The following is a 14,829-nucleotide window of genomic DNA, read 5'->3' as shown; positions in this document are numbered from 1 at the left end:
AAAGCAAGAATGGCCCAACATTTCCCGCCTGTTCAGCGCGGTCAGGCACGCGATCCGGCAGCGCCAAAAGCGGGCCAGAAACGCGAATGAGAATGGCCTTCATTTTCCTTAACAAATAAAAAACGGCGCAAGTGGGCAATCCACTTGAGAATGGGTTTTATTCGCACGATATTTACGTTAAAAAGACGGAAAAATGCCGTTTAGCACCGAAAACCGCCCATATTTTGCGCTATCATGCGGGCATAGCGAAACCGGCAACCTGCGCGCCACCAGGCAGCCCTGCGCCACCCGGCCGTGAACGCCAGCAGCCTGCGGTTTCATCATCGAACGCGACACAGAACAAAGGAAATGCCATGAAGGGCGATAAAGAAGTCATCCGCATGCTCAATGCACAGCTCACCAACGAACTGTCGGCCATCAACCAGTACTTCCTGCATGCGCGCATGTACAAGCACTGGGGCCTGGAAAAGCTGGGCAAGAAGGAATACGAAGAATCGATCGGCGAAATGAAACACGCCGACAAGCTGATCGACCGCATCCTGATGCTCGACGGCCTGCCGAACCTGCAAGCGCTGCACAAGCTGCTGATCGGCGAGAACACGCCGGAAATGCTGGAATGCGACCTGAAGCTGGAACGCGCCGCGCACGCCACCGTCAAGGAAGGCATCGCCATCAGCGAAAAAGCGGGCGACTACGTCTCGCGCGACCTGTTCCTGATGATCCTGGAAGACACGGAAGAGCATATCGACTGGCTCGAAACGCAGATCGACCTGATCGCCAAGGTCGGCATTCAGAATTACCTGCAAAGTCAGATGGCGATTGAGGAGTAATTGCTCTTCGAGGCAGATAAAAAAACCGGCAGAGCCGGTTTTTTTTCGTCCGCGCCTTATTGCGGCACGGTATCCTTGAAAGATTGCCGTTCGGACAGTTTGTCGAACAGGCGCGCCAGCGCCGGGTGATCCGCGCGCCAGTCGATTTCCGGGAAGCGGAAGCTGAGCCAGCCCAGGGTACAGCCCACGGCCACGTCGGCCAGGGTGTAGTTCTTGCCGGCGCAATACGCGCTCTCGCCCAGGCGCGCCTCGAGCGCCGCCAGGCCCAGCGTGACTTTGTCCAGCTGGCGCGCGATCCAGGCGGCGCTTTGCTGCTCGGGCGGGCGCTGCGTGCGCTCCAGGCGCACCAGCACGCCCGCGTCGAGGATGCCGTCGGCCAGCGCTTCCCAGTTCTTGATATCGGCCCGCTCGCGGCCATTGCCGCCGGCCGGCAACAGCTTGCACACGGGCGTGAGCGTGTCGAGGTATTCGACGATGACTTTCGAGTCGATCAAGGTGCTGCCATCCTCCATCACCAGGCAGGGCACCTTGCCCAGGGGATTGGCCTGGGCGATGCGGGTTTCCGGCACCCACACGTTTTCCAGCTCGAAGACATAGTCGAGCTTTTTTTCCGCCAGCACGATACGGGCTTTGCGGACATACGGGCTGGCGAGGGAACCGATCAGTTTCATAGCTACTTTAAGGTGAAGGATCAGCAAGCAGTATAGCATCGGCGGCAGCGGTGTTTGGCAGCACGCGCCCAGCCGTCTCCATGGTGTGGCAGGCATGCCGCATCGGGGCCGGATTCAGCCAAATTGCGGTGCGCCGGCGCCCGATGGACGGCTGGCCAGCGGCCAGCGGTGGTAAAATCGTCCTTTACTGTGGCGCCGTCAGTGTTGCTGTATTGCAATAGCCCTGCCCTCCCCGCGCGCCACACGCCAACCGTTTCTTTAACTTGCGTCCGCTCTCATGACTTCTACTACTCCGTATTCCACGCTGTCGGCCCTGTCTCCGCTCGATGGCCGCTACGCCAGCAAGACCGATCTGCTGCGCCCGATCCTGTCCGAAGCCGGTTTCATGCACCACCGCGTGAAAGTGGAAATCTCCTGGCTGCAGGCGCTGTCGCAAGCCGGTTTCGCCGAAATCAAGCCGTTCTCGGCCGAAGCGAGCGCCCTGCTCGACAAGATGGCGGCCGACTTCTCGGAAGCCGACGCGGCTCGCATCAAGGCCATCGAAGCGGTCACCAACCATGACGTCAAGGCCGTCGAGTACTGGCTGAAGGAACAAGTGGCGGACGTGCCGGAACTGGTGGCGGCGTCGGAATTCATCCATTTCGCCTGCACCTCGGAAGACATCAACAACACCTCGCACGGCATGATGCTTAAGGCCGCGCGCGACGGCGTGATGCTGCCGGCATTGAACGGCCTGGTAGCCAAGCTGACGCAGATCGCGCACGATAACGCCGATGTGCCGATGCTGTCGCGCACGCACGGCCAGACGGCCAGCCCGACCACCCTGGGCAAGGAATTCGCCAACGTCGTGGCCCGCCTGCAGCGCGCCGTGAAACGCATCGCGCAAGTGGAAATCCTCGGCAAGATGAATGGCGCCGTCGGCAACTACAACGCCCACCTGTCGGCCTATCCCGGCTTCGACTGGCCCGCATTCTCGCAGGCCGTCATCGAACAGCGCCTGGGCCTGGTCTTCAACCCATACACGATCCAGATCGAACCGCACGACTACATGGCCGAACTGTTCGACGCCTTCGCGCGCGCCAACACGATCCTGCTGGACCTGAACCGCGACATCTGGACGTACGTCTCGCTGGGCTACTTCAAGCAGAAACTGAAAGCGGGCGAAATCGGCTCGTCGACGATGCCGCACAAGGTCAACCCCATCGACTTCGAAAACTCGGAAGGCAACCTGGGCCTGGCCAACGCCGTGCTCAAGCACCTGTCGGAAAAACTGCCCGTCTCGCGCATGCAGCGCGATTTGACGGATTCGACCGTGCTGCGCAACATCGGCGTGGGCCTCGGCTACACCTTGCTGGCGTATGACAGCTGCCTGCGCGGCCTGAACAAGCTGGAAGTGAACCACGCGCGCCTGGCGCAAGACCTGGACGCGACCTGGGAAGTGCTGGCCGAACCCGTACAAACCGTGATGCGCCGCTATGGCATCGAAAACCCGTACGAGCAGCTGAAAGAGCTGACGCGCGGCAAGGGCATCTCGAAGGAAGCGCTGCAAACCTTCGTCAATGGCCTGGCCATTCCGCAGGATGCCAAGGACGTGCTGCTGACCATGACGCCGGGCAACTACATCGGTATCGCGGCGCAATTGGCCAAAGCCATCTAAGCAGTTTTCACATGGGGATCGTCCGATCCCACTCCCGCGGGGCGGCCAGCACACAAATGCTGCCCGCCCCGCGGTTTTTCCGGCAATCTTTCTTGTAGAATCTCCAGCACGCAGCGCAATTTGATTTTCTTTGGTATATTAGGCCGAATTAGTCCTAATACGTACTACATTCAAGAAAGCCATCGATGCAACGCTACACCACCACCGCCATCATCCTGCACTGGCTGACCGCCCTGCTGATCATCAGCGCCTTCGTCATGGGCCTGGTCATGACGGATATTCCCGGCCTGACGCCCACCAAGCTCAAATATTTCTCCTGGCACAAATGGCTGGGCGTGACCGTGCTGGCCATCGCCGCCATCCGCCTGCTGTGGCGCAAGGCCAACGTGCCGCCGCCGCACCCGGCCAGCATGGTTGCCTGGCAAAAGAAGGCGGCCGACGCCATGCACGTGCTGCTGTACATCCTGATCTTCGCCGTGCCCATCTCCGGCTACCTGTACACCCTGGCCGCCGGCGTGCCGGTGGTCTACCTGGGCCTGTTCCAGCTGCCCGTCATCATGGCGCCGAACCCGGAACTTAAGCCGCTTTTAAAAGAGATTCATTATGTTCTGAACATGACAATGGCAGCCGCTGTGGCCGCCCATGTGCTGGCGGCGCTGAAGCACCAGTTCATCGACCGTGATGGCGTCCTCAAGCGCATGCTGCCCTGACATCGACGTCCCCTTGCTCACTGAAACTACAGGAAAAAAACAAGATGAAAACCACCCAACGCATCGTCCTCGCTTCTCTGCTGGGCCTGTCCGTGGCCGCCACCGCCGCCACCCTGCTGAAAGTCGATCCCGCCAAGACCAGCGTGTCGGCCGTGTTCAAGCAAATGAACGTGCCCGTGGAAGCGAAGTTCAAGAAATTCAATATCGCCATCGATTACAACCCGGCCACGCCGGATGCCTCGAAAGCGTCGGTGGAAATCGAAACGGCCAGCATCGATATCGGCGATCCGGAATACAACAAGGAAGTGGCGAAGAAAGAATGGTTCAACTCGGCCCAGTTCCCGAAAGCCACCTTTGTCTCGAGCAGCATCAAGGCCGCCGGCGCGGGCAAGCTGACGGTCACCGGCAAGCTGAGCATCAAAGGCAAGACCACCGACGTGACCTTCCCCCTGGCGGTAAAAGCCGACGGCGGCAAATACGCGTTTGACGGCGCCCTGCCGATCAAGCGCCTGACCTACAACATCGGCGAAGGCGAGTGGAAAGACACGAGCATGGTTGCCGACGAGGTCACAATTAAATTCCACGTCGCTGCTCAGTAACACCTGAGAAAACGTCCATGGCTGCGTTGCTCTTGCCTCGTCGTGCTATTTGCACTGCCTTCGGCAAGGCGCCTTGTCCTGAACGTTTTTCAGGCGTTACCAAAAACAACCCCACAACCTGTTCAACTTTAGGATCTGCATGAAATTTTCGCACTTGATGATCGCCGTGCTGGCAGCTGCCGGCGCGGGTTCGGCCATGGCCGCTACCGACACCTACAACCTCGACCCGACGCACACCTTCCCCAGCTTTGAAGCCGATCACATGGGCATGTCGGTGTGGCGCGGCAAGTTCAACAAGACCAAGGGGACGGTCGCCCTGGACCGCGCCGCCAAGACGGGCAGCCTGGACCTGGTCATCGATGCCGATTCGATCGATTTCGGCCTCGATGCCATGAACACGCACGCGAAAAAAGCGGACATGTTCAACGTCGAGAAATTTCCGCAAATCACCTACAAAAGTACCTCGCTCAAGTTCAACGGCGAGCAGCTGGTGGAAGTCGATGGCGAACTGACCTTGCTGGGCGTGACCAAGCCCGTCAAGCTGAATGTGAGCAAGTTCAAGTGCATCATGCACCCGCGCTACAAGCGCGAAGTGTGCGGCGCCGACGCCACGGCGGAATTCAAGCGCAGCGACTTTGGCTTGAACTACGGCATGCCGGCGTTCTCGCCGGAAGTCAAGCTGGCCATCCAGGTCGAAGCGATCAAGGCCGATTAAACACCGCCTTTCCGCAGGACAAGCCCGCCTCGCTGCCCGCAGCCAGGCGGGCTTTTGCATGCACGACGAGAATCCGCTGGACTTTTCTATCGTGCGGCATCACTATCGATTGGCATGATGTTGTTCTGACATGACACACCCACTTATCCACCGCGGAGGACCACATGAATTTCATTATCTGGATCGTTATTGGCGGCGTCATCGGCTGGCTGGCCAGCATGGTCATGAAAACCAATGCACAACAGGGCATCTTCCTCAATATCGTCGTCGGCATCGTTGGCGCCTTCCTGGGCGGCTGGCTGCTGGCGCCCCTGTTCGGCACGGGCACCATCAATAGCGACAATTTCAGTCTGGCTTCGCTGCTGGTCTCATTCCTCGGCGCCGTCATCCTGCTGGGCATCGTCAATCTTTTACGCCGCGGCAAAATACGCTAAGCAGGCAAACAGCTACGCATCAGCAAGTGGCCGGGCCGCGCAAGCGCCCGGCCATTTTTCATTGCCGCTAGGATACGTATGGACAATACCACAGCGGCCGCACGGAAAAATGCGCGTTGGCGGCCGGTTCCTGCCCCTGCGCCACCTAAAATCATGTCGTTCAAGCAACCACATATGAACATACCCTCCGGAAAATGTGATTGACTAGTGCGGGTTCGATACGGATACTCTATGTCGCCCGCTGCACAATCAGCGGGTACTCCGCTGATTCCGACTTCCCTACAATGTAAAAGAACAGAACTCGAATGAAAAAATCTCTCATCGCGCTCGCCATCCTGAGCAACTTCGCACACGCCGACGAAGGCATGTGGATGCCCCAACAGCTGCCACAAGTAGCCAAGGAGCTGAAAGCCGCCGGACTGAAACTCGATCCGACCACCCTGACCAAACTGACCGAATTCCCGATGGGCGCTATCGTCAGCCTGGGCGGCTGCTCGGCGTCGTTCGTCTCGCCGCAAGGCCTGGTTGCCACCAACCACCATTGCGTCTACAACAGCGTGGCGGTCAATTCGACCAAGGAGCGCGATTTGCTGGCCAACGGTTTCCTGGCCAAGACCTTCGCTGAAGAATTGCCGGCCGCCCCGGGCAGCCGCATCTTCGTCACCTCGGCCGTGACCAATGTCAGCGACAAGATCATCAGCGCCGACGTGGCCAAGCTGCAAGGCAAGGCACGCATCGACGCGATCGAGAAAAACCAGAAGAAACTGGTTGCAGAATGCGAAAAAGAAGCGGGTTTCCGCTGCACCGTGTCGAGCTACTACGGCGGCCTAGAGTTTTACCTGATCAAGCAACTGGAAATCCGCGACGTGCGCCTGGTGCACGCGCCACCAGCGGGCGTCGGTAAATTCGGCGGCGACACCGACAACTGGATGTGGCCGCGTCACACGGGCGACTACGGTTTCTACCGCGCCTACGTCAGCAAAGACGGCAAAGCTGCCGACTTCAGCAAGGACAACGTGCCGTACCAGCCAAAACACGTGCTGAAACTGGCCAAGGATGGCTTGAAAGAAGGCGATTTCGTCATGGCGCTGGGCTACCCGGGCCGCACCAACCGTCACCGCCTGCCATCGGAAGTGGCGTTCACGTTTGACTGGAACTACCCTGCCTTCGTGAAAGCGTCGGGCGAAACCCTGGCCATCATCGCGCGCGAAACCAAGGACAACAAGGACGTTGCCCTGAAATACGCGGGTCAGGTTGCTGGCGTGAACAATTACTACAAGAACCGCCAAGGCATGCTCGATTCCTACGCCGGCAGCGACTTCCTGGCACGCAAGACGACGGAACACGAAGCCCTGAAAACCTGGGTCAACGCCAATCCTGCCCGCAAGGCGGAGTTTGCCGGCGACATCGAGCAAGTGGAAAAGCTGATCGCCGAGCGCGATGCCGACACCAAGCGCGATTTCTTCCTCAGCTATGCGCAGCCACGCCTGCTGAGCACGGCACGCAGCCTGTACCGTTTGTCGAACGAAGGCACCAAGGCCGATACGGAACGCAAGTCCGGCTACCAGACGCGCGATTTGCCACGTCTGTCGTCGAGCATCACGTCGGTCGAGCGCACCTACGATGAAAAAGTCGACAAGGCGCTGGTATTGAACAGCCTGACCAAGTACGCCGCGCAACCAGCCGCACAACGCCGTGCCAGCTTCGACGCCGCCATCGGCATCAAGGATGGCATGTCGCAAGCCGACCTGGCCGCTGCCCTGGACAAACTGTATGCGGGCAGCAAGCTGGCCGACAAGGAAGAACGCGCGGCATGGTTGAAACGCACGCCAGCCGAATTCCAGACCAGCAAGGACAGCTTCATCCAGGCCGCCGTCGCCATGTACCCGGATTCGCTGAAAAACGAAGCGGAAGACGAAGAACTGGCCGGCAAGATCCAGCAAGCCTACGCCAACTACATGAAAGCAAAAATCGCCTTCATGAAGAGCAAGGGCCAAGCCGTCTATCCTGACGCCAACAGCACCCTGCGCGTGACGTTCGGCCGTGTTGCCGGCCGTGACCATGGCGCCGATGGCACCACCTGGACCGCCTTCACCACCGTCAATGGCGTCGCCGCCAAAGCCACGGGCGAAGGCGAGTTCAATGCGCCGGCAAAACAACTGGCCGCGATCAAGGCCAAGGACTTCGGCAAATTCGTCGATCCGAAGCTGAAAACCGTGCCGGTCGACTACCTGGCCACCCTGGACATCACCGGCGGCAACTCCGGTTCGGCTGCCCTGAACGCAAAAGGCGAATTCATCGGCCTGGCATTCGACGGCACCTTGGACTCGATCATTTCCGACTGGGACTACAACAAGGCCAACACCCGTTCGATCCAGGTCGACCTGCGCTACATGCTGTGGAACATGAAACACATCGACCACGCAGACAACCTGCTGAAAGAAATGGGCGCCGAGTAATTCGCGGATAACAACAACTAATAAGCCCGGCAACGGGCGGTTGTTCCCTGAGCCACTCCTGCGGGAGTGGCTTTTTTTTGCCTAACGTTTTACTTTGCTAAAGCGGTAAGGCACGGCTTGCTCCTCGCCAAATACTTGCGCGCTGCCACTTCCCAGCGGCAGCATGACCCTCCGGCCCTCCTGCAGCAGCAAGGCCAGGTCGGCGCCGGGAAAGCGCTGCGCCAGCAGCGGATAGGCTTGCCGGGCGATGCGCGCGGCGGGAATCACGATGCGGTAATCGCCGTCGCCAAAGTCCAGCAGCAGCGCGGCCACCTCATCCGGCCCCGGCAGCGCCGTGATGCGCAGGCGCGTGCTGCCCTTGACGAGCTCGAAAGCCGACCATACGGGCAAGACACGCTGCGTCGCGCCGACCCGCAACTGCGGCGCCTGCCCCGCATGCGCCGACGTCAGCAAGACGTCGGGCCGCTCCTCCGATACGGCGCCATCGACGGCCAGCAGCCAGCCCCGGTAGCGTATCAGCGCGCCCTGCGCGGCGGCGGTCACGGAGCCGCCCTGCGCCACCGGTTCCTTGCTCGCCGGCAAGCGCAACGGCGCCGCCTGTGCCGCCAGGCAAGCCCACCACACCAGCGCTGCCATCGCTGCCATCACTGCCTTGCCCATGCCGCCTCCCTTGCGCGTGAAACGTATTCATAACACAAGTGCGGCCCGGCCCATCTGCCGCGCCTCAAGGCGCCGACGCCGGTGCTACAATTGGCCCCTAGCGGGCGTACTTACCCAGCGCGCCTTCCCCCTCCCAGACTCAGACCGCTATGCCACCAGACTTGCGCACGACCTACGAACTCGGTAACCACAACCAGACCACGACCTGGCTGGAATGCATCACCTTCTATCAAGATCTCGCCGCACGCTACCCGCAGGTGCTGCACTTCGAACAGATCGGCCTGTCCGATTCGGGCGTGCCCCTCCATGCTGGCGTCATCAGCGCGGACGGCGTATTCGACCGCGAACAGATCAAGCGCGCGGGCCGCACCGTGTTCTTCAACAACAACGGCATCCACCCGGGCGAACCGGAAGGCATCGACGCCTGCATGGCCATCGTGCGCGACCTGTGCACGCAGCCGGAACGCCTGGCGGCGCTGGGCAGCACCGTGCTGCTGTTCATTCCGATCTACAACGTCGATGGCAGTCTGAACCGCGCCAACACGTCGCGCGTGAACCAGGATGGCCCGGAGCAATTCGGTTTCCGCGGCAATAGCCGCCACCTGGACTTGAACCGCGATTTCATCAAGTGCGACAGCCTGAACGCGCAAGTGTTCAACCGCCTGCTGGCCAGCTGGGACCCGGACGTGATGGTCGACACCCACACGTCGAACGGCGCCGACTACCCGTACACGATGACCCTGATCCACACGCAGACGGATAAGCTGGGCAATGGCCTCGGCCCCTTCCTGCAAGACACCATGCTGCCGCATATCTTTGCGCAGATGGAACAAGCAGGCTGGCCCACCTGCCCTTATGTGAATCCCGTCAAGGACAGCCCCGACCACGGCATTGCCGAATTCCTCGAAGTACCCCGTTTCTCGACGGGCTTTGCGGCCCTGCATCACGTCATTGGTTTCATGCCGGAAACGCACATGCTGAAACCGTTTGCCGACCGCTACGCATCCATGCGCGCCCTGCTCGACATCTGCATGGCGTTCACGGTCAAACACGGCGAACAGATCAAGCAACTGCGCGCGCAAGCCAAGGCAGCGGGCCGCACGCAAGCCGCATGGCCCATCCACTGGGCCATGAATGAAGAGCAACCGTCGACCTTCCCCTTCAAGGGCTATGCAGCGCAATACACGCCGAGTCTGCTGGGCAACTACCAGCGCCTGTCGTACGACCGCTCGCAGCCGTGGGAGCGCGACATCGCCTACTACAACCGCTTCGATGCGGACGTCACCGTGGCCGCGCCAAAAGCCTATATCGTGCCGCAAGCGTGGCGCGAAGTCATCGAACGGCTGCGCTGGAACGGCGTCGAAATGAGCCGAATCACCACCGAACAGACGGTAACGGCGCGCTACTACCACATCACCGACGTCGGCACGCGGGCCACGGCCTACGAAGGCCACATGTTCCACGACACAGTGGAACTGGAAGCGCGCACGGGCCAGTTCACCGTGCAGGCGGGCGACTATGTGATCAGCCTGGAGCAGGACAACGCCCGCTACGCCGTGGAAACGCTGGAACCGCAGGCACACGACAGCTTCTTCCGCTGGGGCTTCTTCAACAGCGTGCTGGAGAAGAAAGAAGCGTTTTCCGATTACGTGTTCGAAGACATGGCGTCGGAACTGCTGCGCGATGAGCCTGCGCTGGCCGCTAAATTTGCCGAGTGGAAGGCAGCGAATCCGGCCTTGCTGAGCAATCAGGAAGCCGTGCTCGACTTCATTTTTGAACACTGCCAGCGCTTTGCCGAGCCTGAATGGCGGCGCTATCCTGTCATTGCCCTGATGTAAATCAAGGCTGTAGCGAATGCAACATCCTGGCGCCGCATCGGAGACCCCGGTGCGGCGCCTCTTTCTGTGCCCTGCCCACAAGGTAATCCCATGCACTACGCACTGAACCTGCGCACCTTTATCTACAGCCATTATTTTTACCTGGGCTTGCGCGTGGCCATCGGCCTGGTCGGCCTGACCTTGCTGACCCTGGAAATCAGCGACAGCGCCACCGCCATGACAGTGTGCATCGGCGCCCTGTGCACGACCCTGATGGACATGCCCAGCCCCCTGCGCCACAAGTTCAACGAAATGCTGGCCTCGGTGCTGCTGTGCAGCGCCGTCACTTTATTGATCAGCCTGTGCGGTCCCGTGCAGTGGCTGCTGATGACGGTGCTCGTGGTGGTCAGCTTTCTTGCCAGCATGATGGTGGTGTACGGCAAGAAATCCATGCCCTTGCAACTGGCCGCCCTGTTCATCATGACCATGTCGATGGAGCACCAGATGACGTGGCAGCAATCGTTTCACCATGCGGGCCTGTTCATGCTGGGCGGCTTGATCTATCTGGCCTATGCCATGGCCATCGCCTGGGTCTTGCGCCACCGCATCAAGCAGCAAGTACTGGCCGAAGCCCTGTTCGAGTTAGCCGCCTACATCGACATCAAGGCCGATTTCTACGACACGCGTTTCAATTTGACGGAACAGTTCAACAAGCTGGTGCGCCATCAAAGCATTCTGGCCGACCGCCAGCAGGCGTCGCGCGACCTGATTCTGCGCAGCCACAAGAACAGCAAGGACGCCATCGTCGTACAGGTGCACGTGTGCATGCTCGATTTGTATGAACTGATCCTCTCCACGCACACGGATTACGCGCTGCTGCGCCAGCACCTGGCCGACTCCGACGTCTTGAAATCCTTGCATGACCTGGCCTACAAGGCGGCGCGCGACATCGAAGCCGTGGCGTATGCCGTCACGCGCAAGCGCGCCTCGTATGCGCAGATCAGCTACGACAGGGAATGGGCCGAGATCGAAGCGGAAATCGCTCGCCTGCATGCAAAAGGCGACGGTGCGCAGGAAGCGCTGGCCACCCTGCGCGCGCAGCGCAACAAGATCCGCGCCATTTTGAAAATGATCGCCGAGCTGCATCTGGCCACGCAAAAAGTCTATGCCGACGTGCCATTCTGGAGCGGTGCGGACATGGCGCCGTTTTTGTCGCAGCAGAAATACGAACTGAAGACCCTGCTATCGAATCTGCGCCTGGATTCGCCCGTGTTCCGCTTCGCCCTGCGCGTGTCCATGGCCATCTCGGTGGGATTACTGATCGGCCACTGGCTGCCGTATGCGGCGCACAGCTACTGGATCGTCCTGACCATCGTCATCATCCTGCGCCCCACCTTCAGCATGACGCGCCAGCGCCGCGCCGACCGCATCATCGGCACCATCATCGGCTGCATCATCACGGCCATCGTGATCCGCTTCGTGCACAGCAATATCGTGCTGATGGCCATCTTGTTCCTCTCCATCGTGGCCACGCCCACCTTCATCTATCTGCGTTACCGCTACACGGCCATTGCCGTGAGCCTGATGATCTTGCTGCAAATGCACCTGGTGGCGCCCAGCAACCCGAACCTCGTCAGCGAGCGCCTGATCGACACCCTGATCGGCGCGGCGGTGGCCACCGTCTTCAGCTTCGTGCTGGCCAATTGGGAATACCAGAGCCTGCCGCGCCTCGTGCGCCAGGTACTGAATGTGAACCTCAGCTATATGCAAGCCAGCTTCGCGCTGCTGCAGGGAAAATGCTTCGATGATTTCGCCTACCGCATCGAACGCAAGCGCTTGATGGACAGCCTGGCCGCGCTCAGCTCGGCGCTGGTGCGCATGCTCGATGAACCGGCCAGCAAGCAGCGGGCCGTGGAAGACATCAACCTGTTCATCGTGCAAAACTACTTATTGGTGGCCCACGTGGCGGCCCTGCGCTCGATCCTCGGGCGCCACGCCAGCCAGCTGCCCGTCACGCCCGTCAACGCCCTACTCGGCCATAGCCACACGCAAGTGTGCCTGACCCTGTCGCGCGCGCTGGAGCAGCTCGATGACAAGGCCGCCATCAGCGCGCCGCTGGCCGCCCCTGCCGCGCCGCCCGTCAGCGACGTGGCCTGGTCGGGCTGGCCGCTGGTGCAGCGCCGTATTCGCCTGTTGCAGGCGGATGCGGACAAGATCGTGGTGCATAGCGCGGCGATCGTGCATATCGTGTCACCACGCTAAACCCCAGCGATTTATTTCAGATAACGTTCAAACCAGCCGATAGTACGTTTCTGCAAGTCGCGCTGGTGCTCGAGCTTGCGGAAGGAATGGCCTTCGCCGTCGTAGATGAACAGGCTGGACGGCACGCCCATGGCCCGCAAGCCGTGCCAGAATTCCAGCGACTGGACGGCCGGCGTTTCCACGTCGCGCTCGCCCACGTAAATCAAGGTCGGCGTCTTCGCCGCCTTGATCGATTCGATGGGCGAAGCCTTGCGGTAGACGGCCGGGTTGTCATAGGCGGAGGCGCCAAAGAAGGGGATCATCCACTGGTTGATGCCGTTCTGGCCGTAATAACTGATCCAGTTCGATACGCCCGCCCCCGCCACCGCCGCCTTGAAGCGGTCGCTGTGCGTGACGCCCCACATGGTCATGAAGCCGCCATACGAGTGGCCGATCAGGCCCAGGCGCTGGCCGTCGACGGGCGCCACTTTTTGCACGGCATCGATGCCGGTGAGAATGTCGCGCCAGTCGCCGCCGCCAAAGTCCGCCATGTTGGCGCGTGTAAAAGCCTGGCCCTGGCCAAAGCTGCCGCGCGGATTGGGCAGGAAGACGAAATAGCCTTTTTGCGTCAATTCGTGGATCAGGGTGCTCGCCGCCACGTAACGGGGCGAGGCGGCCGCGCCGGGCCCGCCATGCACGTTGACGATCATCGGGTAGCGCTTGCCTGCGTCCGTCTTCAACGGCCCCAGCAGCCAGCCTTGCACCTTGTATTGCTCGTTGTTCCAGCCCACGTTCTGCACCGTCAACTGCGGCGCAAAGCCGTCATTGTCGCGCGTTATCTTTTTCAGCTGGCCCACCGGCCCCGCCACCAGGTAGCTGGCATGGGTAAAGTCTTCCTGCGCGGCAGCGGCCTGCAAACCATCGGCGCTGAAGGACAGACGGCCATCGCTGCCGCCGCTGCTGATCTCACCGAGCAGCACGGGCTGGGCCGGCCCCGTTTGCGCATCGACGGGCACCAGCGCCAGCTGCGAATCGATCAGGGCCGTCGCCAGCAAGCCGGCGCCGCGCCAGACGACGCCATTGAAGGTGCCGCGGTAATCGGGCGTGAGATTGCGCGGCGTGCCGCCGGCCAGCGGCACGGTATAGATATCGCCGCCGATGGAGCCGAAATCGCTCATCAGGCCGCCAATGAAGGCCACCGTCTTGCCATCCGGCGAGACGGACGGCAGGTTCAGCTGCATGGCCGGCGACGCAATCACGCGCAGGGCGCCCGTGTCCCCGTCAATATGGCTGAGTTTGGCAACCCACCAGTTGCTGTCGCCATTGCCCTGCGCGCTGGTAGCAACAAAGCCGCGGCCATCGGGCGTCCAGTTGTATTCATACACATAGGTATCGGCGGGTGACAGCAGGCGCGGTTCGCCGCCGCTGGCCGGCACGACGGCGATGCGCTGGGCATCGTCTTCGCTGCCCACTTCGCCCACCTGACGCGCGCCCGCCTCCACGGCGCCGGCCAGCTTGCGCGCGCCCACCGTGGCCAGCAGCGCCAGTTGCTTGCCGTCCGGCGACCAGCGCGCCGTGCTGGCCACGCCCTTGATGCTGGTCAACATGCGCGCCTGTGCCTGCGTCATCGTGGCCAGGTACAGCTGCGCCGTGCCCGCCTTGGCATCGTAGCCGACAAAGGCCAGTTGCCGGCCATCGGGCGACCAGCTGGGCTTGTCGTAGGAACACACGGCGCACGGGTCGAATTGCTGCACGATGGCGCCGTTGGCGGCGTCGCGCACAACGATGGCCGCGTGCGGGCGCTGCGGCTGTTCACCCGCCTTGCTCGACTCGATGGCGGCGATGCGCTGGCCATTGGCCGACAGGGCCACGGCGCGGTAATCGCGCAATGCCGGCCCGCTGGCAGGCGCGGCTTGCGCCATGGTTCCCAGAAAGCTGCTTGCCAGCAAGCCGCAGGCGGCCAGATCAGTTATTTTCATCATGTAAATTCCGGTTAGAAATAAAAAAAACCGCCGGCAAGCGCGGCGGTTTTGGAT

General features: G+C 61.1%; 12 protein-coding genes. 9 read left to right on the top strand and 3 right to left on the bottom strand.

Translation table 11 applies throughout. The features are described 5' to 3' along the window. Positions 1 to 353: 353 nt before the first annotated feature. Positions 354 to 830 (top strand): bacterioferritin, encoded by a 477-nt coding sequence (gene bfr, locus AC1Q6X_RS13340; protein ID WP_034745609.1) that lies wholly within the window; start codon positions 354 to 356, stop codon positions 828 to 830. A gap of 56 nt (positions 831 to 886) precedes the next feature. On the opposite strand, the gene AC1Q6X_RS13335 is transcribed toward bfr, so the two are convergent. Next, positions 887 to 1,501 carry a glutathione S-transferase N-terminal domain-containing protein gene (locus AC1Q6X_RS13335; protein WP_070290828.1) on the bottom strand — a complete coding sequence of 205 codons (615 nt, stop codon included), beginning with the start codon at positions 1,499 to 1,501 and terminating at the stop codon, positions 887 to 889. A gap of 277 nt (positions 1,502 to 1,778) precedes the next feature. Between AC1Q6X_RS13335 and purB the strand changes: the two genes are divergently transcribed. The 6 genes from purB (at position 1,779) to AC1Q6X_RS13305 (ending at position 8,075) form a co-directional block, all read left to right on the top strand. Next, positions 1,779 to 3,158, top strand: a complete 1,380-nt coding sequence (purB, locus tag AC1Q6X_RS13330; protein WP_070220631.1) for an adenylosuccinate lyase — start codon at positions 1,779 to 1,781, stop codon at positions 3,156 to 3,158. Positions 3,159 to 3,343: 185 nt separating this feature from the next. After that, complete coding sequence (locus tag AC1Q6X_RS13325) at positions 3,344 to 3,868, top strand: cytochrome b (RefSeq protein WP_070311507.1); 525 nt, start codon at positions 3,344 to 3,346, stop codon at positions 3,866 to 3,868. 44 nt (positions 3,869 to 3,912) lie between these two features. Continuing rightward, positions 3,913 to 4,467, top strand: a complete 555-nt coding sequence (locus AC1Q6X_RS13320) for a YceI family protein (protein WP_070290826.1) — start codon at positions 3,913 to 3,915, stop codon at positions 4,465 to 4,467. 139 nt (positions 4,468 to 4,606) lie between these two features. Then, the gene (locus tag AC1Q6X_RS13315) at positions 4,607 to 5,182 is read left to right on the top strand and encodes a YceI family protein (protein WP_099411313.1); all 576 of its coding nucleotides are present in this window, start codon (positions 4,607 to 4,609) and stop codon (positions 5,180 to 5,182) included. Between the two features lie 164 nt (positions 5,183 to 5,346). Continuing rightward, the gene (locus AC1Q6X_RS13310; RefSeq protein ID WP_034778894.1) at positions 5,347 to 5,616 is read left to right on the top strand and encodes a GlsB/YeaQ/YmgE family stress response membrane protein; all 270 of its coding nucleotides are present in this window, start codon (positions 5,347 to 5,349) and stop codon (positions 5,614 to 5,616) included. A gap of 305 nt (positions 5,617 to 5,921) precedes the next feature. After that, positions 5,922 to 8,075: a S46 family peptidase gene (locus AC1Q6X_RS13305; RefSeq protein ID WP_492497514.1), complete on the top strand. Its 2,154-nt coding sequence runs from the start codon at positions 5,922 to 5,924 to the stop codon at positions 8,073 to 8,075. An 81-nt stretch (positions 8,076 to 8,156) separates the two neighbouring features. Here AC1Q6X_RS13305 and AC1Q6X_RS13300 read toward each other — a convergent pair whose 3' ends face one another. Beyond that, entirely contained in the window at positions 8,157 to 8,735 is a 579-nt protein-coding gene (locus AC1Q6X_RS13300; protein WP_492497512.1) for a hypothetical protein, read from the bottom strand. Positions 8,736 to 8,884: 149 nt separating this feature from the next. Between AC1Q6X_RS13300 and AC1Q6X_RS13295 the strand changes: the two genes are divergently transcribed. Together AC1Q6X_RS13295 and AC1Q6X_RS13290 are read left to right on the top strand one after the other, a co-directional pair. Next, entirely contained in the window at positions 8,885 to 10,573 is a 1,689-nt protein-coding gene (locus tag AC1Q6X_RS13295; protein ID WP_492497510.1) for a M14 family zinc carboxypeptidase, read from the top strand. Positions 10,574 to 10,663: 90 nt separating this feature from the next. Then, complete coding sequence (locus AC1Q6X_RS13290; RefSeq protein WP_492497508.1) at positions 10,664 to 12,814, top strand: FUSC family protein; 2,151 nt, start codon at positions 10,664 to 10,666, stop codon at positions 12,812 to 12,814. Between the two features lie 11 nt (positions 12,815 to 12,825). On the opposite strand, the gene AC1Q6X_RS13285 is transcribed toward AC1Q6X_RS13290, so the two are convergent. Beyond that, positions 12,826 to 14,775 carry a S9 family peptidase gene (locus tag AC1Q6X_RS13285; RefSeq protein WP_492497506.1) on the bottom strand — a complete coding sequence of 650 codons (1,950 nt, stop codon included), beginning with the start codon at positions 14,773 to 14,775 and terminating at the stop codon, positions 12,826 to 12,828. Positions 14,776 to 14,829 lie beyond the last annotated feature (54 nt).

It is taken from the genome of Janthinobacterium sp. GW823-FHT06H09 (assembly GCF_058794735.1).
This window is presented reverse-complemented; position numbering and strand designations above follow the sequence as displayed.

Coding starts and splice junctions, on each gene's coding strand:
- AC1Q6X_RS13295 (WP_492497510.1), top strand. CDS start 8,885: ATGCCACCAGACTTGCGCACGACCTACGAACTCGGTAACCACAACCAG.
- AC1Q6X_RS13290 (WP_492497508.1), top strand. CDS start 10,664: ATGCACTACGCACTGAACCTGCGCACCTTTATCTACAGCCATTATTTT.
- purB (WP_070220631.1), top strand. CDS start 1,779: ATGACTTCTACTACTCCGTATTCCACGCTGTCGGCCCTGTCTCCGCTC.
- AC1Q6X_RS13335 (WP_070290828.1), bottom strand. CDS start 1,501: ATGAAACTGATCGGTTCCCTCGCCAGCCCGTATGTCCGCAAAGCCCGT.
- AC1Q6X_RS13315 (WP_099411313.1), top strand. CDS start 4,607: ATGAAATTTTCGCACTTGATGATCGCCGTGCTGGCAGCTGCCGGCGCG.
- AC1Q6X_RS13310 (WP_034778894.1), top strand. CDS start 5,347: ATGAATTTCATTATCTGGATCGTTATTGGCGGCGTCATCGGCTGGCTG.
- AC1Q6X_RS13320 (WP_070290826.1), top strand. CDS start 3,913: ATGAAAACCACCCAACGCATCGTCCTCGCTTCTCTGCTGGGCCTGTCC.
- bfr (WP_034745609.1), top strand. CDS start 354: ATGAAGGGCGATAAAGAAGTCATCCGCATGCTCAATGCACAGCTCACC.
- AC1Q6X_RS13305 (WP_492497514.1), top strand. CDS start 5,922: ATGAAAAAATCTCTCATCGCGCTCGCCATCCTGAGCAACTTCGCACAC.
- AC1Q6X_RS13300 (WP_492497512.1), bottom strand. CDS start 8,735: ATGGGCAAGGCAGTGATGGCAGCGATGGCAGCGCTGGTGTGGTGGGCT.
- AC1Q6X_RS13325 (WP_070311507.1), top strand. CDS start 3,344: ATGCAACGCTACACCACCACCGCCATCATCCTGCACTGGCTGACCGCC.
- AC1Q6X_RS13285 (WP_492497506.1), bottom strand. CDS start 14,775: ATGATGAAAATAACTGATCTGGCCGCCTGCGGCTTGCTGGCAAGCAGC.